We start from the raw sequence: 18,879 nt of genomic DNA, 5'->3' as shown, positions 1-18,879 counted from the left end.
CCTTCACTGCCAGCAGTGCTGAAGTCGGCACTAAGGAACAATGGCCGGAAACGACAGGAAAAACAGGCTAATCTCGGTAGTCATTACTCAGGGCTGAGCATCGCCAATCCCAACCCAACGGATTGATTCCAGCAACGGATGGAATCCCTATTTCAGGATGGCGGTGTCCACCGCGGCCCCCGGAGCAGGGATTCAACCCGTCGCTTCCGTTTTCCGATGATTGTCCTGTCGACCAGTCATGACCCAGAGAGGGATCGATTGAAACCACCCGAGACCCCAGACGACGAACGGCTTCGACTCGCCAAGGTCCGCTCGCTCCGCCTGCTGGACACGCAGCAGGATGACCCTCATTTCGACCGCCTCACCCGGATGGCCAGGAGCATCTTCAAGGTGCCCATCGCGATGGTCAGCCTCCTGGACGAGAACCGGCAATGGTTCAAGTCCTGTGCGGGTTTCGATGTTTCAGAAACCCCCAGAACCGTTTCCTTCTGCGGGCATACGATTCTCGGTTCCGATCCATTCATCGTTCAGGATGCCCTTGGAGATGAACGCTTCCAGGACAATCCTCTGGTCCTGGGCGAGCCCCATATTCGCTTCTATGCCGGCTGTCCCCTGACGGTGGACAACCGCAAGATCGGAACCATCTGCATCGTCGATCGGGTGCCCCGAACCCTTGATGAGGATCAGATCGAGATCCTGAAGGAACTGGCGAAAGTGGTCGAGCAGCAGGTCGCCGCCACACTTCTTGCCACCAGGGATCCGCTCACCGGCCTTGAGAATCGACGCGGCTTCCTGGCCCTTGCCCAGCAGAGTCTTCAACTTTGCACGCGCCAGGCAACGCCTGTTTCGCTTCTCTATCTCGACCTGGACGATTTCCATCGCATCAATGAGCGCCACGGACGTCAAGCGGGCGATGACGTGCTGGTCCATCTGGCCGATCGGATCAAGGATGTCTGCCGAGATTCCGATGTGGTGGCCAGGCTGGGGGGCGATGAGTTTGTGGTCCTGCTGATCAACGCGACCCGGGAGCAGGCAGAGATCGTTGTCCATCGCATCAAGAAGGCCCTCAGCCAGGACAACAGACTGACGAACAAGGGATACTCCATCGCGTTCTCCTTCGGCATCACGGCCTATCAGCCGGAGCGGCATGAAACGATTGTCGAGCTCCTGGCCGATGGAGAGGCCTTGATGGAGGAGATCAAGAAGCTGCGGAGCTTCTACGAGGAGGCTCGCGAAACACCTGAGCCGGTCGCCACACAAGGCGATCGCACCGGGGCAGACGTGAAAAGCAAGCTGCAGGAACGTATCGGCTGATCGTGCCGTCCCGTGCCATTCGGGGCAGGAATGCATTCGTTGGCGGCCACATGAACGGCGATCAAGCACCAACCTGCCAGCCTTTCTGGCGAGCCGTCTCCAGGATTGACCTGATCGTCTGATCCAGCTGTTGCAGTTTGACCGGCTTAGCCAGATACTCGCTGGCACCGGCAGCCAGGCACTTTTCCCGATCGCCTTTCATCGCCAGGGCCGTCAGCACGATGATCGGGGTCGCCGCCAGCTCTGGCCTGTCACTGGAGCGGATCATGCGCAGGACCGCAAAGCCGTCCACCATCGGCATTGACATATCGAGAATCAGCAGGCTAGGAACACGGTCCTGCAGGAAATCGATCGCCTCCTGGCCATTGACCACCTCATGGACCTGGTATCCCTTGGCAGTGAGATACCGGGAATAGATCATCCGGTTGACCCGGCTGTCCTCGGCCAGCAAGATCGATGGCCGATCCATGCGAGCACTTGCGTCAGGTTCGGCAGAGCCAGCCTGCCCCGTTCCAACATCAGAACTATCCGTCGCCATCTCTGCAACGAGCATGACGGGAAGCTGGACACGGAAGTGAGTGCCCTGCCCCAGGGTCGATTGCACCCCGATGTCACCACCATGGGCCAGGAGAATTCGCTTCACGATCGAGAGGCCAAGGCCTGAGCCTGTGAACTGACGATTCAGGCCACTCTCGATCTGCACGAACGGCTGGAAGATCTTGTCCTGATCCGCAGGGTCGATGCCGATTCCCGAATCGATCACGCAGAGCTCAAGCGTGGCCTGGCCCGATGCCGCCTCTGGGGAACGGACCAACCTGGCCTCAAGGCGAACGGTGCCCGCCTCGGGAGTGAACTTGACGGCATTGCTCAGGAGATTGATGAGAACCTGTCGGAGCAGCCGCTCATCCACCAGGACGAGAGGCAGATCAGGTTCAATCTTCGATGACAGCAGGATCGACTTGGCCTGCGCCATCCTCTGAATCGTGGAGACACAGGAGTGGCAGAGCAGACTGATCGAGGCAGGATGGAGATGGACTTCAAGCTTGCCAGCTTCGATCTTCGTGATGTCAAGGATATCGTTGATCAACTCCAGCAGATGGTTGCCACTGCGATCAATTTCCTCCAACGCCTTGCGTTGGATCGTGGAAACCTCACCATAGATATTGTCCTGCAGCGATTCCGCCATGCCGAGGATTCCATTCAGAGGGGTTCGCAGTTCATGGCTCATGTTGGCCAGAAACTCATCCTTCAGACGCGTCGAGCGGGCGAGTTGGTCGTTGGTGGAAGCCAGCTCCTCATTGACGGCGATCAGCCGTTCCTCAGCAATTTTCTTTTCCTGCAGTTCGTCCTCCAGCTTCGTGAACAGATCAGCCTGTTGGATGGCGATACTGAGTTGGCTCGCGACATGATTCACGACCTGAATATCTTCCTCTGTCCAGCGGCGAGGTCGCTTGGAGTGATGCATGCAGAGCAGCCCCCACAAACGGGAACCACAGATCAGGGGAACCACCAGGTTGGATTGAATCTTCAAGCCACGAAGCAGCTCTCGATAACAGGGCTCCAAGTCAGCTTTCGCGACGTCGTCAATCGCCTGGTTTCCGCCCTTGAGATAGCGAGAGATCAAGGCATCGTCGAAACACGTATCCTCAATGGAAACGGTTAACAAGGATTCCGTGCCTGGTCGCACAGCCTCGGCAATGAAGGCACCACGATGGCACTGGAACTCTTGATCAAACTGGTAGATGGCTACACGGTCCACGGCAAGATAGGGAAGCATTTCATTGACCGCCACCTGGAAGATGCGCTTGAGCTCAAGAAACGTCAGAATCCGCTCCGTGATCTCACGCAGGATCAACTCTCTTTGCACCTGCCGTTGTAAGTGGACGGCATTCTGCTCCATTTTCTCCGCCATCTGATCAAACGCCACGGAAATCCCAGCCAGTTCATCGGAGCCACCCAATCCACTCCTCACCGCCAGGTCTCCTTCCCCCAGAGCATGGCTGGCATCGATCAGCCTCCTGATCCGGCTAGTCAGGGCATATTGAAAAAAGAGCCAAACGCAGATTCCGAGAGCAACCAGGAGAGCATTGAAGGCCAGCGTTCGCCTCAGTGCTTCTCGAAATGCACTCTCTTTTACCTCTTTCAGGCTATAATCAACGTAGAAGACTCCGACGCGAGATGGCTTCAGTTCATCCGGCAGAGGCTTGAGCAGAATGGGATATATGGCCGACAGATGAAGACGGTCCTTTGAGAGCCGAACCGTTCCCCGGAGGGTACGACGTGTCTCGGAGAAGATGGAGGCCAATGGTGCAGCAGATGTCACCTTCAGGGGTTCGCCCACCAGGCTGAAGTCATTGGCACGCAGAACGATGTTCCTGTCGTTGAAAAGGATCACACTCCGATAGCCTGGATTGGTTCCCAGCTGGCTGATCAATGCAACGACTTGATCGCCTTCATCATCTGTTCGAAACAGATAGTCGACCATCCGCGCCGCCTGGGACACTGAAGACTTCATATAGATGGTGGCACCTTGCTCGGATCGACGATTAACATCTTGAACTTCAAGGGCAAACTTGATGGCACCCAATGAAAGTCCACTGGCGACGATCAGCGCCGGAATCGTGAAGCGAAGTGGTGGCGGGAATTTCGTCATCAGGCAAGCAACCACCTAGCGTCCAGCCCGTACACGTTCGACAAACTGTGGATCCAGAAGAGTGGCTGGATCGATCTTTTTTGTGATCAGCCCATTTTCATGCATGACCCGGATCAAGTTCGTCATGGAGATCACCAGAGAGGGATCCCGCTGACTCAGCAACGCCACATTCTGCTCAAGGGATGGCTGCTGGATGAGCCGGAAAGCCTCCAGCATCTCCTCCGGCTTCACCTGGGTGCGCCTGGCCATGCGCCGCGTGGCCTCGGCAGGATTGCTTTCAAAGAAATCCAAGGCCTTGAACCTTGCCGCCACAAGGGCCTGCAGGTTCTCGGCATTGTCGGCGATCGCCTGGGTGCTGGCCGCAAGGGTGTCCACGATTTCGCCCGGGATCATGGCGCTGTCGAACAACGGGATGGCCCCGGCCTTGAGCAGATTGATGCGAGCCGGGCCGAAGGTCACCACCGCATCGACCCTTCCCGCCTTGTAGGCGGCTTCGTGATCACTCAGCTCCAACGACACCACCTTGACGTCCTGGGGGGTCATGCCATTGAGCTCCAGGGCCCTGCCGAGAAAGAAGGCCCCCAGGGCGGTGGCCTCCACGCCGACTCGCTTTCCCTTGAGGTCCCGCATCGTCCTCAGGCCAGGCCTGGCGAGGATCACATCTCCACCGTTGGAGTAGTCCATGATGGCGATGATCCTGATGTCCCCCTGGGTGGCGGCCAAGGTGATCACCTGATCAATCGACAGGCCGGCTCCGTCGATCTCATTGTTGCGATAGGCCCGGACTTCCTCGGTTCCGGAAGGAAAGTCAATCAGTCTGATGGGCTTGCCTTTGAGTTCTCCCAGATCTCTCGCCAGAAAGAGGGTTTCGTATCCCGTCCAAAGGTTGGCGCCAATTCTCAGGGGCACTGATGACGGCCCGAAGCAGCTCGTCAGCGTGACCATCATGGCCAGGGCGACCATGCCGAGCAGGAACCTCGCCGGCCGACTCCGCGTGCTGAGTGGCCTCAGCGCTCTCATTGATCTCTGTTGCAACACGGAGCCAGCATCCATAGGCAGAATTATCCACCTCACAGGAAACGGCACATCGGACATGAAGAAAAATTTATCCGCGACGGCATCTTATCGGCCGAATCTAATCTCCTGCCAGCCGTATTGCCCCGGAGAAAAAATCATTCTGGCCGTGCGGCATACCAACGCTCGATCCTGTAGCCAAGGATCACCAGCAGAACCACCAGCCAGAACCATAGTTCCGGGGGGTTGGCATTGCACAGCACCACCAGCAGCACCACCTCACTGACCAGCCAGGGAAGCTCCTGGCGCAGCAGGGGATTGCGGATCTGCCACCGGCGCCGATCAGTCATGGTGATGCTCACCCATGCAGAAGCCCACTCATGGCGGAGATCCACTCTGGCGCAGGGAAGGCCGGTCCCAGAAGCGATCGATGCGCAGGCTGCGGTAGCCACCGGTGAGGGAACGCAGGCCCGGAATCACGTAGGTGATCGGGGTGCGCCACTCCACGTAGGCATGGGCGGCGATCGTCAGACCCTCCCGCACAGGGAACACCCCGCTGCCGCCGGAGAGGGTCCAGCGGTAGCCGTCCCGGCTGCGGGGATCCCGCTCCAGGGCGATCTCCGTGCGCATGACCGGTCCGTGCTTGAGCAGGTCCCGGGCCAGCTGGGGGTTGCCGATGGTGGTGGAGATGTCCTCCTCCGTGGCCGGCAGGGCCAGCACCTGGACCACCTTGCCGACGATCCCGCCGAACCGGCCCCGCTGATCCCAGAGGGGCACCACCTCCACCGGCAGGCCAGCCGGCAGTCGACGGGCATCGGCCGGGGCGAAATAGGCCACGGCCTGCAGCCGCGGCCCCCCGGCACCGCCGCCGCCGGCCCGGCCCAGGGTTCCGAGGCGCTGACCGGTGGCGACCGTCTGGCCCTGGATCACCTGCAGGTCCAGGACGGTGCCGTCCCGGTCGGCCAGCACCTGGCCGTCGAAGGCGAGACGGGCCTCGGTGACCCGGATCTGACGACGCATGTCGTCGATCTGGTAACGACGCCGCAGTGCCTGAGTCTGGATGTCCAGCCGGACCTGCTCGTAGCGGGTCAGCAGGTCCTTCTCCTGGATCCTGACCGCATCGAGACTGACGCTGGTGCTGGTCAGACCCTGCTCGGCCGCGACGACTTCGGAGGCCAGGGGCGCCACCACCTCCCGCTTGCTGAGCCAGCGCAGGTTGCGCACCTTCTCCGCGTAGGTGGCCGCCAGCTCCTCATAGCGGCGCCGGTCCTGGGCCAGCTTGGCCAGGGCGGTGTCGACGCTGAGTCGCTCGCTGGAGAGCCGCAGGGCATCGCGCCGGTCGAGGTCGCGGTTGTCGCGCTCCAGCTGGGCCAGGTTGCCGCGCTGCTGCTGCAGCTGGCGGTCGAGCACCGGCAGGTACAACTCCATCAGCACCTGCCCCTTGCGCACCGGCTGCCCGACGGCCACCCGCAGGCGTCGCACCTGGCCACCGGCGCGGGCATCCAGCAGGCCGGCGGTGTCGGGGTAGATCAGCACCCCCTGCCCCATCACCTCCGTGGGCACGGGCCAGAACAGCACCCAGAGCCCGAGGGCCCCGCCCATCGCCACCAGACAGGCCCCCACCTGGCCCCGGTCGCTGAGACCACTCCAACGGCGGCGAAGGGCCTCACCCGGCCGGCGAGACTGGGCTGCTCCGGGCGGAAGGGCTGCACCGGTCGGGGGAGCGGACGTGGCCATCGCCGCCAGCATGCTGGATGGAAGGCCGCCTGTCAGCCCGGCAGGACGCCGAATCCGGCCAGAACCCCCGGATCGGCCGCCCCGGCGATCACATCGGCCAGCAGGGGCGCGAGCACCGGCACCTGGGCGAAGGCGCCGCCGAAGCCACTGAAGACCCACAGACCCGCCGCGCCGCCCAGGGGTCCCACCAGGGGAAGCCCGCCGCTGCAGAAAGCCACCGGCACCTGACGGTAGGGGCCCGGCAGGGCGGCCAGAACCGGATCGAGCCCGGCCAGAGCCTGGCGCAGCCGGCGTTCCATCACGGCCGCCGCGGGCGGCTCGCCGCTGTCCAAGCCCGGTCGCACCAGGCTGATCTGCCCCAGCAGCAGCCCTTCCCCCTGGGGGGCGAAACCGGCATCGACGATCCAGCCCTCCTCCTCCAGCTCCGGGGCCCGGGCCTCCAGGGACGGCCGCTGCCAGTGGCGCGGCTGCACGATGCGGCGCCGGGCCGCGTGCCCCAGCCAGGGGCTGGAGGACCCTGGTGAACAGCTCGGGCGCGCCGGCAGGGCCAGCACCCCGGCCCAGCTGGCGCGATGGCGCTCCGGCAGGCCGGAGGCCAGGGTGCGGCAGCCGGCCCCGGCCGCCAGCACCACCTGATCTGCCGCCAGGGTGCCGCCGGACTCCAGCTCCAGGTGCCAGCCACCGGCCAGGGGCCGAGGCGGCGCCACCACCCTGCCCCGGCGCCGCTCGACCCCAGCCGCCGCCAGCACCCTGGGCAGGGCCGCCATCAGCACGGCGGTGTCCACCTGGGCGAAGGGAGGGCGCAGCAGGGGGGTGGTCCAGCCGCCGCCATGGAGGCGCAGGCCGCAGCCCCGCCAGCCGAGCCGCCCATGGCGCGCCTGCAGCCGTCGCCAGCGGGCGGGGGCCTGTCGCAGCAGCCGGCCCAGGGGGCCAGGGGCCCCGGCCCACCAGGCCACCCCGCCGTAGCTGAGGGCCGTGGCCGTGGCCTCTCCCCCATCCACCAGGGTCACCGCCAGGCCCCGCTCCGCCAGCTCCAGGGCCAGCAGGCTGCCGGCCAGCCCGCCCCCGATGACAGTCAGCCGGCCGGGGGCGGCCACGCTCAGATCTGCAGGGTGAAGGAGCCGATCACCACGGCGAACAGGTCCTTCACCTTGTTCCAGCGGGCTTCGTTGGTGCTGGCGGCGAAGGTGTAGAGCCGGCCGCGGTCGACCACCACCGTGGCGAGTTCGTGGCGATCCCGATCGGCCAGATGGACCGTGTACTCCAGGTCGTAGTAGGTGCGGCCGCCCTGCTCCCGCTGGTGCGCCTCCACCAGTTCGGCATCCCGGCCGCTGCCTTCCGGTGAGATGACGCTGCGCCGCAGGGTCTCGCCCACCTCGACGGCACTGCCGAGCTGGCTGAGATCCCGGTCGGGAGTGACCTCCGACACCACCAGGCTGAGGGTCTCGTCGCTGTTGATCAGGTCGTGGAAGACCACCTGGGGGCCATTGGAGACCTGCACCCGGGTCCAGCCGGTGGGGTACAGGAAGGCGTAGCGGCCATCCGGGCTCTGGAAGGAGTTCAGGCCCGCGGCGGCGGCGCTGCAGCCCACCAGCATCAGGGTCAGCAGCAGGCCCGCCAGCAGGGAGCCGGCGCGGGCTCGCCAGGGGCCGGCGGCGGCGGGGGCAACGGGCTGGTGGGTGGCGGGGAAACCCATGGCACGGGGCGGGGCGGGGGAGCTGGCGGGAGCCGGGGCCATCCTCACCCGGCGCCGTCGCCCGCCGCGAGCGGGCCACCTAGATTCATTCCCACCTGCAGCCGGTCCGCTGAGCGGTTTCACCCGACCCCTGGCCCGGCTGATCGACCAGTTCGAACGACTGCCCGGCATCGGGCCCCGCACGGCCCAGCGACTGGCCCTGCACCTGCTGCGCCAGCCGGAGGAGCAGATCCGCAGCTTCGCCGATGCCCTGCTGGCGGCCCGCAGCCAGGTCGGCCAGTGCCGGCGCTGTTTCCATCTCTCGGCCGAGGAGTTCTGCGAAATCTGCCGCAATGAGGAGCGCCGCAACGGCCAGATCTGTGTGGTGGCCGACTCCCGCGACCTGCTGGCGATGGAACGCAGCCGCGAATTCCACGGCCAGTACCACGTGCTGGGCGGACTGATCTCGCCGATGGATGGCATCGGTCCGGAGCTGCTGCAGATCCAGCCTTTGGTGGAGCGGGTCGACCGGGAGAATGCGATCGAGGTGATCCTGGCCCTCACCCCCAGCGTGGAGGGGGACACCACCAGCCTCTACCTGGCCCGGCTGCTCAAGCCCTTCACCAGCGTCACCCGCATCGCCTACGGCCTGCCGGTGGGGGGGGAGCTGGAGTATGCCGACGAAGTCACCCTGGCCCGGGCGTTCGAAGGACGCCGGCGCATGGAATGAATCCCACCGCCTGACCCCGAAGCCTGACCGCGACACCATGACCACCACCAGCCGCTACAGCGCCATCCCCCCCGCCGAGCGGCTGCCGGACTGGATCCGTCGTCCCCTCGGGGAGGCCTCGGCCACCGAACGGGTGCAGGGGGTGGTCAAGGCCCAGCGGCTGCACACCATCTGCGAGGAGGGCCGCTGTCCCAACCGGGGTGAGTGCTACGCCGCCGGCACGGCCACCTTCCTGCTGGGGGGCCCGATCTGCACCCGCAGCTGCGCCTTCTGCCAGGTGGACAAGGGCCTGGCCCCGGTGCCCCTCGACGCGGGTGAAGCGGAGCGGGTGGCGGAAGCGGTGCAGGCGCTCGGGCTGCGCTACGTGGTGCTCACTGCCGTGGCCCGCGACGACCTGCCCGACCACGGCGCCAGCCTGTTCACCACCACCATCGCGGCGATCCGCCGCCGGGATCCCCAGGTGCTGATCGAGGTGCTGACGCCCGACTTCTGGGGCGGACACCCCGACCCCGAAGCGGGCCGCCGGGCCCAGCGGCAACGGCTGGCCGCGGTGCTGGCGGCCGAGCCGGTGTGCTTCAACCACAACCTCGAGACGGTGGAGCGCCTGCAGGGGGAGGTGCGCCGCGGCGCCACCTACCGCCGCTCCCTCGACCTGCTGGCCATGGCCCGGGAACTGGCGCCGGGGATTCCCACCAAATCCGGCCTGATGCTGGGCCTCGGGGAGACCGCCGCCGAGGTGGTCGCCACCCTGGAGCACCTGCGGGCCGCCGGTTGCCAGCGGCTCACCCTGGGCCAGTACCTGCGCCCCTCCCTGGCCCACATCCCCGTGGCCCGCTACTGGCGGCCGGAGGAGTTCGAGGAGCTGGGCGCCATCGCCCGCGGCCTGGGCTTTGCCCAGGTGCGCAGCGGCCCCCTGGTGCGCAGCAGCTACCACGCCGAAGCCTCCGGCCCCGGCGCCTGAAGCCACCGGGACGCCCTCAGAACCGCAGCAGGAAGGCGTCCCGGCGGTGGAAATCGGGCTCGGCCCCCGGATGGGCCAGGGCCCAGTAGCTCAGCTGGCCGTGGCGGTCCTCGATCACGGCGGCGATCGCCACCTGCAGGGGGGCATCGGGGGCAATCGGGGCCGGCAGCGGTAGATCCAGCTCCATTGACAGGACGCCGTCCCCCTGGCTGACCCGGTGCAGGGGGCTGTCGAAGCCAGGCTCCGGCCGCAGCCCCAGCCGGTAGTCCTCCAGCCGGTACAGGTTCCAGTGGCCCGCCGGGGACAGGTTCAGTTCCCAGTAGGGCCGCTCCCCCTCGAGGCCCCAGAAGCATTCGAAGCAGGTCGTGGTCCAGAGCCCGTCCCGCCGTGTGGGCGAGGCCACCGCTGGCGGCAGCTGCACCGTTTCGATCGCGCCGCTCAGCTGGTAGCGGAGCCGCAGCAGGTCCCCCTCCCGGCAGACCTCACCCTGCAGCCGCAGGTCCGGCGAGGGGCACTCGGCACCGAAGGGGCGGAGCTCGAAGCCGTGGCGGAGGGGACCTGGCATCAGCTGCGGCCGGCGCCGCCGGCCCGGAGGTCGTCGATCACCGCGAGGATCGTCCGCTCCTGGGCCTCGATGCTGGCCGTCAGCCGGAACTGCACCAGGGCCCGCTGCAGGTTGTGGTCGGGCCGCTCCGTCCGGAAGTAGACGTTTCCAGCCAGGTGATCGGTGAAGAAACGCAGGCCGAGCTCGAAGCTGATCAGGCGGATCGCGGCGTAGAGGTGCTCGTAGTCGGCCTCGGTGAGAAAGCCTGAGGCGGCGGAGAGGTAGCCGCCCAGCACCGCACGGCAGAGGTCCACATCGAAGCGGACGGCCTCCAGATCCGCCGTCTCCTCGCCGAGGGGGTTGCAGCAGGAGCGCAGGCAGTCACCGATGTCGTAATGAATCAGCCCGGGCTTCACCGTGTCGAGGTCCACCAGGGCCACGGCCCGGCCGGAGCCGGCTTCCAGCATCACGTTGCTGATCTTCGGATCCCCGTGGATGGGGCGAAGCCGCAGACGGCCGCTGGCCCTGGCCGCCTCCAGCACCGGCGCGAAGTCCCGGCGCTCCTCCACGAAGGCCCGGCAATGGCTGACGTCGCCCCCGACTGCGGCCGGCGCGCCGGCCAGCACGGCGTCGTACTGCTCCAGATACCTGGGCGTGACGTGGAAGCCCTCCAGGGTGTCGGCCAGCCGCTCCGGAGACAGATCACTGATCAGGTGGTGGAACAGACCCAGACCGACGCCCACCTCCCGGGCCTGGTCGGCACTGGTCACCAGATCGAAGCTCCTTGAGGATTCGACGAAGGTGATCAGGCGCCAGAAGCCGTCCTCCCGCTCCACCCAGGGCCGCTGGTCGGCGCGGCAACGCACCACCCGGGGGACCTCCCAGCGCCGCTCCCCCAGGGAGGAGTCGCCCTCAGCCAGGCGCCGGTCGACATGCTCCCCGAGGGCGAGGATGTTGGCCATCACCAGATCGGGCCGGGGAAACACCCTGCGGTTCAGGCGTTGCAGGACGAACCTCCGCTCGGGCGGGCCGTCGCAGACGACGACGAAGCTCTCGTTGACGTTGCCGCTGCCCAGAGGATCGAGGCTGCGGATCCGGCCGGGAAGCTCGAACGCCTCGGCAATGGAGACCAGGGCGCCGTCGGATTCCCCCAGGGTCATGGGCCGCTCAGCGGTGGCGCAGGTGGGGTTGATGGTATGCCGCCCCGGCAGCTCGGTCAGGGGACGCTCTGGAGGGAGCCCCTCTGGGTCTTCACCTTGGCCCAGACGGCCTCGGTGCCAGCCACCATCGGTCTCGAGCTGAGGGCGTAGATCCGCAGAACCTGTCCCCTGGGGATGATGCCGAGGGACGAACCCGAGCGGATCGTGCCCTGGGAACGCAGATACACCGACGTGATGGTGGTGACATCGGCATTGGGGGAGGGCTTCCGGGCGATGTTGATGGTGCGGTCGTCGAGAAGGGCGCCGGAGGGATCCGCCTTGCCGATGTAGATCCAACCCTGCAGGTCGGAGGCGGCGATCTTGGCCGTCGTGATCTCCTCGAGAGCCTGGGCCACGGGCGAGGGTTGAACCTGAACATTCACCACGGCCTCCTGCCGGCGAGCCTCTGGCGATTCGCCGATCAGCTTGTCTTCCTTGCGGATCTGGCGCTGCACGATCCCATCCTCCGTACGTGCCAGCATCTCCAGGGCGTTCTTGCAGGTTGACTGCTCAGGAAGGTCCTTGCATTCCTGCCGCAGCAGGAATGCCGCGGCATCTCTGAGGTTGTTCTTTCCACTCTGGAGAGCGATGTTGGCGATATTCATCTTGTCTTTGTCATTGGCCGCAATGATGTAGAGGCCAATCAGGGCAACCTTGCCCTTGGTTTCATTCTCGCCCGTGAGATTGTCCATCTGATCGAGGATCTGCCTGGAGAAGGCCTGCGTTCGCCTGGCCTCCTCGAGAGAGTGGGTGATCTGCATCGAGCTCCAGGCCTGGAAAGCCCCGGAGAGAGACACCACCGAAGCCGTGAAGATGCTGAGATTTCTGATCAGAGAGGAGGTCTCATCGGAAGGAGAGGGTCCCATGCTTCCTCAGGCCACACCGCAGACCTCAGGCTATGGGCGGCCGGCCTCCATGACCTTCAGCTCCAGGCAACGTCACACCATCTCCGCTCTGCGGTGGCCCCTGCGGATCGTGACGCCCGGACGTTGCCCCCCGTAGACAGTCCCCATTGACAGTCGCCGCGGACGTGCTAGATCGGTGGGGTCTGCCGCTGAGGCGGGCTTCATCTCAGGGATTCTGAGGTTCACCATGAATCACGACGTCGCCGTCCTCATCGGACGGTTCCAGCCCTTCCATGAGGGGCATTTCGGGTTGGTCGAAGCGGCCCTGGACAGGGCCGATCGGCTGATCCTGCTGCTCGGCAGCCACCGCTGTGCCCCGGACACCCGCAACCCCTGGAGCAGCGAGGAACGGGAGGCCATGATCCGGGCCGCCCTTCCGGCCGCCTGGCAGCGGCGGCTGGAGGTGATCCCGATCCGCGACCATCTCTACTCCGACAATCTCTGGCTGGCGGAGGTGCAGCAGAAAGTGCTCGCCGTCACGGCCGAGGACGAACGGGTGCTGCTCATCGGTCACCGGAAGGATCACAGCAGTGACTACCTCGATCTGTTTCCCCAGTGGGACTTCCAGGATGTGCCCCTCAAAAGCGACGTCCACTCCACGGCCATTCGCCAGGCCTACTTCTCTGACACCGATGCCACCGAGTGGGCCTCCCACGTCCCGGAGGCGGTGCGGGCCTTCCTGACGGACTACCGGGACACGGGCCGCTACCGCTGGCTGCGCCAGGAGGCCGACTACATCGCCGGCTACCGCCAGCTGTGGTCGGTGGCGCCCTATCCGCCCACCTTCGTCACCACCGACGCGGTGGTCGTCCAGTCGGGCCATGTGCTGGTGGTGCGCCGCCGGGTGCGGCCCGGCCAGGGGCTGATTGCCCTGCCGGGGGGCTACCTCAACCAGCAGGAGCAGGTGGTTGATGGAATGCTGCGGGAGCTGCGGGAAGAGACGGGTCTGAAGGTGCCCCGGCCCGTGCTGGAGGGATCGATCGCCGATCGCCACGTCTTCGACGCTCCGGGACGCTCCCAGCGCGGCCGGGTGATCACCCACGCCTTCCTGATCCAGCTCAAGGGCGGGGCCCTGCCCTCCGTCCGCGGCGGCGATGACGCCGAGAAGGCCTTCTGGATGCCCCTGGCCGACATCTACGCCCACGAAGACAGCTTCTTCGAGGACCACGTCCAGATCATCCAGCACTTCATCTCGCGACTCTGAGCGGCGGCGCCGTCGTTGACGGCCCCCCCATCAACGCCTGCGGCCCGGGGAGACCGGGCCGGGGCCACCCATCCAACCCGTGCGGAGCGCACACCATGGACTTCAATCTTCTGCTCGACACCGACAGCTACAAGGGCAGCCACTGGCTCCAGTACCCCCCCGATCTGACCGCCATGGGGGCCTACCTGGAAAGCCGTGGCGGCGAGAACCCCGACACCCTGTTCTTCGGACTGCAGATGCTGCTGCAGGACACCCTGGAGCGGCCCGTCACCCGGGGCGATGTGGAGGAGGCCGCTGAACTCTGGAGCGCCCACGGCCTGCCCTTCAACCACCAGGGCTGGCAGCGCCTGCTGAGCGTCCACGGCGGCCGGCTGCCCCTGCGCATCCGGGCCGTCCCCGAGGGCAGCCGGGTGCCCACCGGCAACGCGCTGATGACGGTGGAATCCACCGATCCGGCCCTGGCCTGGCTGGTCACCTGGGTGGAGACCCTGCTGCTGCGCCTCTGGTATCCCACCACCGTGGCCACCCGCAGCTGGCACTTCCGGGAGCTTCTGCGGGAAGCCCTGGAGCGCTCCGCCGACGACCCAGCCGCCGAACTCCCCTTCCGCCTGCACGACTTCGGCTCCCGCGGCGTCTCGAGCCACGCCAGCGCCGCCATCGGGGGCCTGGCCCACCTGGTGGCCTTCCGCGGCACCGACACCGTCGCCGCCCTCGTGGCGGGCCGGCGCCACTACGACTGCCCGATGGCCGGCCTCTCGATTCCGGCAGCCGAGCACTCCACGATCCTGGCCTGGGGGCAGGAGCACGAGCTGGAGGCCTACCGGACCATGCTCGACCGCTTCGCCAGGCCCGGTGCCGTGCTGGCGGTGGTCTCCGATGCCTACGACCTCTGGAACGCCGTCGACCACCTCTGGGGCGAGCAGCTGCGGGAGCAGGTGATCGCCTCGGGCGCCACCGTGGTGATCCGTCCCGATTCGGGCGATCCGGTGGCGATCGTGCCCGAGCTGCTGCGGCGCCTGGAGGCCCGTTTCGGCAGCCGGCTCAACGGCAAGGGCTACCGGGTGCTGGAGCACGTGCGGGTGATCCAGGGGGACGGCATCACCGCCACCAGCCTGCCGCTGGTGATCGAGGCGATCCTGGCGGCGGGCTTCAGCCTCGAGAACGTCGCCTTCGGCATGGGTGGGGGCCTGCTGCAGCAGGTGAACCGGGACAGCCAACGCTTCGCCTACAAGGTGTCGTGGGTGGAGCGGGCCGGCCGGATCCGGCCGGTGCACAAATGCCCCATCACCGATCCCGCCAAGACCAGCAAGGCCGGCGTGCTCGACCTGATCCGCGACGAACGGGGCTACCGGACGGTGGTGCTGGAGCGACCGGAGCCCCATCCGGCCAGCTGCCTGCAGACCGTTTTCGAGAACGGGGCGCTGCGGCGGCGCTGCAGCCTCGAGGAGGTGCGCTCCCGGGCGATGCAAGGCTGAGGGCCCGCCCTCCCTGCCCCCCGGCGCCATGCCCGGCCACCGGTTGCCGTCGCTGCTGATGCTGCTGGCCCTGCTGCAGGCCGGGCCCGCAGCAGCGGCACCGGCTTTCCAGGCCACCGTGGTCTCGGTCGGCGATGGCGACACCCTGCGGGTGCGCCGCGGCCAGGAGCGGATCACGATCCGCCTGGCCTGCATCGATGCCCCCGAAACGGCCCAGAGCCCCTGGGGCCAGCAGGCGCGCCAGGCCCTGCTGATGCGCCTGGCCGTCGGGCGGCCGGTGACGATCCAACCCCACAGCACCGACCGCTTCGGGCGCACGGTGGCCGAGGTGATCCGTGACACCAACATCAACCTGACCCTGGTGGAGGACGGCCTGGCCTTCGCCTACCGGCGCTATCTCGCAGGCTGCGACGGGGCGGCCTACCTGGAGGCCGAGGAACGGGCCAGCCGCCGGGGGCTCGGCGTCTGGCGGGTGCCGGGTGGGATCACCCGGCCCTGGGACTTCCGGCGCGGCCGACGTTCCGCCCGGATCCCCGATGGCACCACCCCCGACGGCCGCCGCCACTTCTGCAGCCAGATCGGCTCCCATGCCAGGGCCCAGGAGCTGCTGCGCCAGGGCCACAGCTACCTGGACTCCGATGGCGACGGGGAGGCCTCCGAAAGCCTGCGCCCTTAGGGTTCAGGGGCCACAGGGTGGCTGGCCATGATCCTTCCCGAGGCCACGGACTGGCAGGCCCTGTCCGGGTCGGATTGCCTGCGCCGGCTGGGGGTCGGCCCGGAGGGTCTGGGCGGGGCCGCCGCGGCCGAGCGCCTGGCCACCACGGGCCCCAACCGGCTCCATCTGCCGCCGGGGCCGGGCCGCTGGCGGATCCTGCTGGATCAGTTCAGCAACGTGATGCTGCTCCTGCTGCTGGGGGTGGCGGCAGTCTCCGCCGGGCTGGCCGTGGTGGACCACGCCGTCCCCAAGGATGCGATCGCGATCCTGCTGATCGTGGGGCTCACCGCCCTGCTCGGTTACCTGCAGGAGAGCCGGGCACTGCTGGCCCTGCGCAGCCTGCTGGACCTCGCCCAGCCCCTGGCGCGCGTCCGCCGCGACGGATGCTGGCAGCGCCTCCCCGGTGACCAGCTGGTGCCGGGGGACCTGATCCGCCTCGAGAGCGGTGATCGGGTGCCCGCCGACGCCCGGCTGCTGGAGGCCAGTGACCTGGGGCTGCAGGAGTCGGCCCTCACCGGCGAGGCCGATCTGGTCAGCAAGCGCCCCGAGCCGCCCCTGGCAGCGGACACGCCGTTGGTGGAGCGCAGCAACTACCTCTTTCTCGGCACCGACGTGGGGCGGGGACGGGGGCTGGCGGTCGTGACCGCCACGGGCATGGCCACCGTGCTCGGAGGCATCACCACGCTGATCCACGCCGCCCGCCCGGAGCCGACGCCCCTGCAGAAACGGCTGGCGGACCTGTCCCGCCAGCTGGTGGCCTGGGCCCTGGGGCTCGTGGTGGCGGTGGTGCTGGGGGGCTGGCTGCTCGGCGGCGCTCCCCTGGCCCTGCTGGAGCTGGCCCTCTCCACCGCGGTGGCGATCGTGCCGGAAGGGCTGCCGGCGGTGATCACGGTGAGCCTGGCCATCGGCACCCAGCGGATGGTGCGTCGCGCCGCCCTGGTCCGCCACCTGCCGGCCGTGGAGGCGCTCGGGGCCATCACCGTCATCTGCACCGACAAGACCGGCACCCTGACCCAGAACCGGCAGGTGGTGACGGAGCTCCGCTGCGGCACCCAGGCCCTGCACCCCGACGGGGAGCACCAGGGCGGCCGGGGGGCCGACGGCAGCGGCCATGGCTTCCTGACCACCGAGCTGGCACCGCCGCCGGGGGCCGTGGCCGGGCTCATCCCCGGCCACCTCGACCTGCTGCTGCAGGCCGGGGTGTTGTGCAACGACGCCGAGCCCCAGAAGCGGGGGGGAATGGGCGATCCCACCGAAGTGGCGCTGCTGGAAATCGCCGCCCTTGCGGGCCTGGAAGCCACCAACCTGCGGGCGCGGCACTGCCGTGCCCACGAGATGCCCTTCTGCTCGGAGCAGCGGATGATGGCGGTGTGGCTGAGGGACGCCGACGGCCGCCTGATGGCACCGCTGGCCCCCCCAGACATGGACCGGAACCCCGCCGGGGGCTCCCTGCTGCTGATCGCCAAGGGGGCTCCCGAGGCGATCCTGCACCGCTGCGACCGCTGGCTGGACGGCGCGGGGGTGGGGCCCCTCAGCGAGGCCCAGCGGGACTGGTGGCTGGCCCAGGCCCGCGGAGTGGCGGCCTCGGGGCTGCGGCTGCTGGCCTTCGCCGCTGCCCCCCGGGATCGGGGCCCGGAGGCCGGGCTGGAGGGCCTGGTGCTGCTGGGCCTGATGGCCCAGCACGATCCGCCCCGGCCGGAAGTGCCCGCTGCTGTGGCCCGCTGCCGTGGGGCCGGCATCCGGCCGGTGATGGTCACCGGCGACCATCCGCTCACGGCGCGCTCGATCAGCGAGGCCATCGGCCTGGCGGAACCGGGAAGCCCGATCGTTCAGGGCCCGGAGCTGGAGGGCCTCGACGCGGCGGCGCTCGAAGCGCTGGTGCGACGGACCAGCCTCTTCGCCCGGGTGGTGCCGGAGCAGAAGCTCCGCATCGTGCGGGCGCTCCAGGCCACGGGGGCGGTGGTGGCCATGACCGGGGACGGGGTCAACGATGCCCCGGCCCTGCGCCAGGCCCACGTCGGTGTGGCCATGGGCATCAGCGGCTCGGACGTGAGCCGGGAGGCGGCCGACGTGGTGCTGCTCGACGACAACTTCGCCTCGATCGTCAATGCCGTGGAGGAGGGCCGGCAGGTGTACGCCAACATCCGCCGCTTCGTGCGCTTCATCCTCGGCTGCAACCTGGGGGAACTGATCACCATCGGCTCGGCCCCGCTGCTCGGGCTGGCCCTCACCCCCCTGCAGATCCTCTGGATCAACCTGGTGACCGACGGACTGCCGGCCCTGGCCCTCGCCCTGGGCCCGCCCGCCGAGGATCTGATGCGCCAGCCGCCGATCGAGCCCGGCGAATCGATCTTCGCCCGGGGTCTGGGCAGCGCCATCCTGCGCATCGGACTGGTCTTCGGTGCCCTGGTGGTGGCGTTGATGGTGGTGGCCGCCCGGCTGGGACGGCCCTGGCAGACGATGGCTTTCACCACCCTCTGTCTGGCCCAGCTGGGCCATGCCCTCTCCGCCGGCAGCGATCGGGCCCTGTGGCGCTCCGCTCCGGCGGCGAACCCCTGGCTGCTGGGGGCGGTGCTGGCCAGCGCCGCCCTGCAGCTGATGCTCCTCTACGTGGCGCCGCTGGCCCATTTCTTCGGCGTCACCCCGCTGACGGCCATCGAGCTGGGGGCCTGCGGGGGCGTCAGCCTGCTGTTCGTCACCTACCTGGAGCTGGAGAAGCTTTGGAGCCGTTAGCGGCCTGCGCCATGCTGGAC

16 protein-coding genes are annotated in these 18,879 nt (G+C 67.6%); 7 read left to right on the top strand and 9 right to left on the bottom strand.

Features of this window, described 5'->3' with window-relative positions; genetic code table 11:
• Positions 1–216 precede the first annotated feature (216 nt).
• A complete protein-coding gene (locus KUG38_RS01170; protein ID WP_286195490.1) occupies positions 217–1,314 on the top strand; it encodes a GGDEF domain-containing protein in 1,098 nt (365 codons plus the stop codon).
• 61 nt (positions 1,315–1,375) lie between these two features.
• Here KUG38_RS01170 and KUG38_RS01165 read toward each other — a convergent pair whose 3' ends face one another.
• The 6 genes from KUG38_RS01165 to psbP form a co-directional block, all read right to left on the bottom strand.
• Positions 1,376–3,967, bottom strand: a complete 2,592-nt coding sequence (locus KUG38_RS01165; RefSeq protein WP_216918671.1) for an ATP-binding protein — start codon at positions 3,965–3,967, stop codon at positions 1,376–1,378.
• Positions 3,968–3,982: 15 nt separating this feature from the next.
• Positions 3,983–4,930, bottom strand: a complete 948-nt coding sequence (locus tag KUG38_RS01160) for an ABC transporter substrate-binding protein (protein WP_286195489.1) — start codon at positions 4,928–4,930, stop codon at positions 3,983–3,985.
• Between the two features lie 209 nt (positions 4,931–5,139).
• On the bottom strand, positions 5,140–5,331 hold the full coding sequence (locus tag KUG38_RS01155; protein ID WP_216918670.1) for a hypothetical protein: 192 nt from the start codon (positions 5,329–5,331) through the stop codon (positions 5,140–5,142).
• Positions 5,332–5,359: 28 nt separating this feature from the next.
• On the bottom strand, positions 5,360–6,604 hold the full coding sequence (locus KUG38_RS01150) for an NHLP bacteriocin system secretion protein (RefSeq protein WP_216918669.1): 1,245 nt from the start codon (positions 6,602–6,604) through the stop codon (positions 5,360–5,362).
• 146 nt (positions 6,605–6,750) lie between these two features.
• Positions 6,751–7,815, bottom strand: coding sequence for an NAD(P)/FAD-dependent oxidoreductase (locus tag KUG38_RS01145; protein ID WP_216918668.1), 1,065 nt, complete (start codon positions 7,813–7,815; stop codon positions 6,751–6,753).
• 2 nt (positions 7,816–7,817) lie between these two features.
• A complete protein-coding gene (psbP, locus tag KUG38_RS01140) occupies positions 7,818–8,414 on the bottom strand; it encodes a photosystem II reaction center PsbP (RefSeq protein WP_286195488.1) in 597 nt (198 codons plus the stop codon).
• A 139-nt stretch (positions 8,415–8,553) separates the two neighbouring features.
• Here psbP and recR point away from each other — a divergent pair, with 139 nt between their 5' ends.
• Both recR and lipA read left to right on the top strand, forming a co-directional pair.
• Positions 8,554–9,123 (top strand): recombination mediator RecR, encoded by a 570-nt coding sequence (gene recR / locus KUG38_RS01135; RefSeq protein WP_502988670.1) that lies wholly within the window; start codon positions 8,554–8,556, stop codon positions 9,121–9,123.
• Between the two features lie 37 nt (positions 9,124–9,160).
• Positions 9,161–10,084, top strand: a complete 924-nt coding sequence (gene lipA, locus KUG38_RS01130) for a lipoyl synthase (protein WP_216918667.1) — start codon at positions 9,161–9,163, stop codon at positions 10,082–10,084.
• 16 nt (positions 10,085–10,100) lie between these two features.
• Here lipA and KUG38_RS01125 read toward each other — a convergent pair whose 3' ends face one another.
• Genes KUG38_RS01125 through KUG38_RS01115 form a run of 3 tightly spaced genes read right to left on the bottom strand, consistent with a single transcriptional unit; the run spans position 10,101 to position 12,693 of the window.
• Positions 10,101–10,649, bottom strand: a complete 549-nt coding sequence (locus KUG38_RS01125; RefSeq protein ID WP_216918666.1) for a DOMON-like domain-containing protein — start codon at positions 10,647–10,649, stop codon at positions 10,101–10,103.
• The gene (locus KUG38_RS01120; RefSeq protein ID WP_216918665.1) at positions 10,649–11,788 is read right to left on the bottom strand and encodes a phosphotransferase enzyme family protein; all 1,140 of its coding nucleotides are present in this window, start codon (positions 11,786–11,788) and stop codon (positions 10,649–10,651) included. The genes KUG38_RS01125 and KUG38_RS01120 overlap by 1 nt, the downstream gene beginning before the upstream one ends.
• Positions 11,789–11,844: 56 nt before the next feature.
• On the bottom strand, positions 11,845–12,693 hold the full coding sequence (locus KUG38_RS01115; RefSeq protein WP_216918664.1) for a hypothetical protein: 849 nt from the start codon (positions 12,691–12,693) through the stop codon (positions 11,845–11,847).
• Between the two features lie 226 nt (positions 12,694–12,919).
• Here KUG38_RS01115 and KUG38_RS01110 point away from each other — a divergent pair, with 226 nt between their 5' ends.
• From KUG38_RS01110 to KUG38_RS01095, 4 genes are all read left to right on the top strand, one after another.
• Entirely contained in the window at positions 12,920–13,936 is a 1,017-nt protein-coding gene (locus KUG38_RS01110) for a bifunctional nicotinamide-nucleotide adenylyltransferase/Nudix hydroxylase (protein WP_216918663.1), read from the top strand.
• A 95-nt stretch (positions 13,937–14,031) separates the two neighbouring features.
• Positions 14,032–15,411 carry a nicotinate phosphoribosyltransferase gene (locus tag KUG38_RS01105; RefSeq protein ID WP_216918662.1) on the top strand — a complete coding sequence of 460 codons (1,380 nt, stop codon included), beginning with the start codon at positions 14,032–14,034 and terminating at the stop codon, positions 15,409–15,411.
• 28 nt (positions 15,412–15,439) lie between these two features.
• The gene (locus tag KUG38_RS01100) at positions 15,440–16,087 is read left to right on the top strand and encodes a thermonuclease family protein (RefSeq protein WP_216918661.1); all 648 of its coding nucleotides are present in this window, start codon (positions 15,440–15,442) and stop codon (positions 16,085–16,087) included.
• Between the two features lie 27 nt (positions 16,088–16,114).
• Complete coding sequence (locus KUG38_RS01095) at positions 16,115–18,859, top strand: cation-translocating P-type ATPase (protein ID WP_216918660.1); 2,745 nt, start codon at positions 16,115–16,117, stop codon at positions 18,857–18,859.
• The last annotated feature ends 20 nt before the right edge of the window (positions 18,860–18,879 follow it).

This window comes from Synechococcus sp. CCAP 1479/9 (assembly GCF_019038535.1).
Lineage (GTDB): Bacteria > Cyanobacteriota > Cyanobacteriia > PCC-6307 > Cyanobiaceae > Cyanobium.
Note: the sequence above shows the minus strand (reverse complement) of the source record. Positions and strands in the feature narration are given on the sequence as shown.

Bases quoted from the DNA above. Each gene is read 5' to 3' on its own strand.
- KUG38_RS01170 (WP_286195490.1), top strand. From the start codon at position 217: ATGATTGTCCTGTCGACCAGTCATGACCCAGAGAGGGATCGATTGAAA.
- KUG38_RS01165 (WP_216918671.1), bottom strand. From the start codon at position 3,967: ATGACGAAATTCCCGCCACCACTTCGCTTCACGATTCCGGCGCTGATC.
- KUG38_RS01160 (WP_286195489.1), bottom strand. From the start codon at position 4,930: ATGGTCGCCCTGGCCATGATGGTCACGCTGACGAGCTGCTTCGGGCCG.
- KUG38_RS01155 (WP_216918670.1), bottom strand. From the start codon at position 5,331: ATGACTGATCGGCGCCGGTGGCAGATCCGCAATCCCCTGCTGCGCCAG.
- psbP (WP_286195488.1), bottom strand. From the start codon at position 8,414: ATGGGTTTCCCCGCCACCCACCAGCCCGTTGCCCCCGCCGCCGCCGGC.
- lipA (WP_216918667.1), top strand. From the start codon at position 9,161: ATGACCACCACCAGCCGCTACAGCGCCATCCCCCCCGCCGAGCGGCTG.
- KUG38_RS01125 (WP_216918666.1), bottom strand. From the start codon at position 10,649: ATGCCAGGTCCCCTCCGCCACGGCTTCGAGCTCCGCCCCTTCGGTGCC.
- KUG38_RS01120 (WP_216918665.1), bottom strand. From the start codon at position 11,788: ATGACCCTGGGGGAATCCGACGGCGCCCTGGTCTCCATTGCCGAGGCG.
- KUG38_RS01115 (WP_216918664.1), bottom strand. From the start codon at position 12,693: ATGGGACCCTCTCCTTCCGATGAGACCTCCTCTCTGATCAGAAATCTC.
- KUG38_RS01110 (WP_216918663.1), top strand. From the start codon at position 12,920: ATGAATCACGACGTCGCCGTCCTCATCGGACGGTTCCAGCCCTTCCAT.
- KUG38_RS01105 (WP_216918662.1), top strand. From the start codon at position 14,032: ATGGACTTCAATCTTCTGCTCGACACCGACAGCTACAAGGGCAGCCAC.
- KUG38_RS01100 (WP_216918661.1), top strand. From the start codon at position 15,440: ATGCCCGGCCACCGGTTGCCGTCGCTGCTGATGCTGCTGGCCCTGCTG.
- KUG38_RS01095 (WP_216918660.1), top strand. From the start codon at position 16,115: ATGATCCTTCCCGAGGCCACGGACTGGCAGGCCCTGTCCGGGTCGGAT.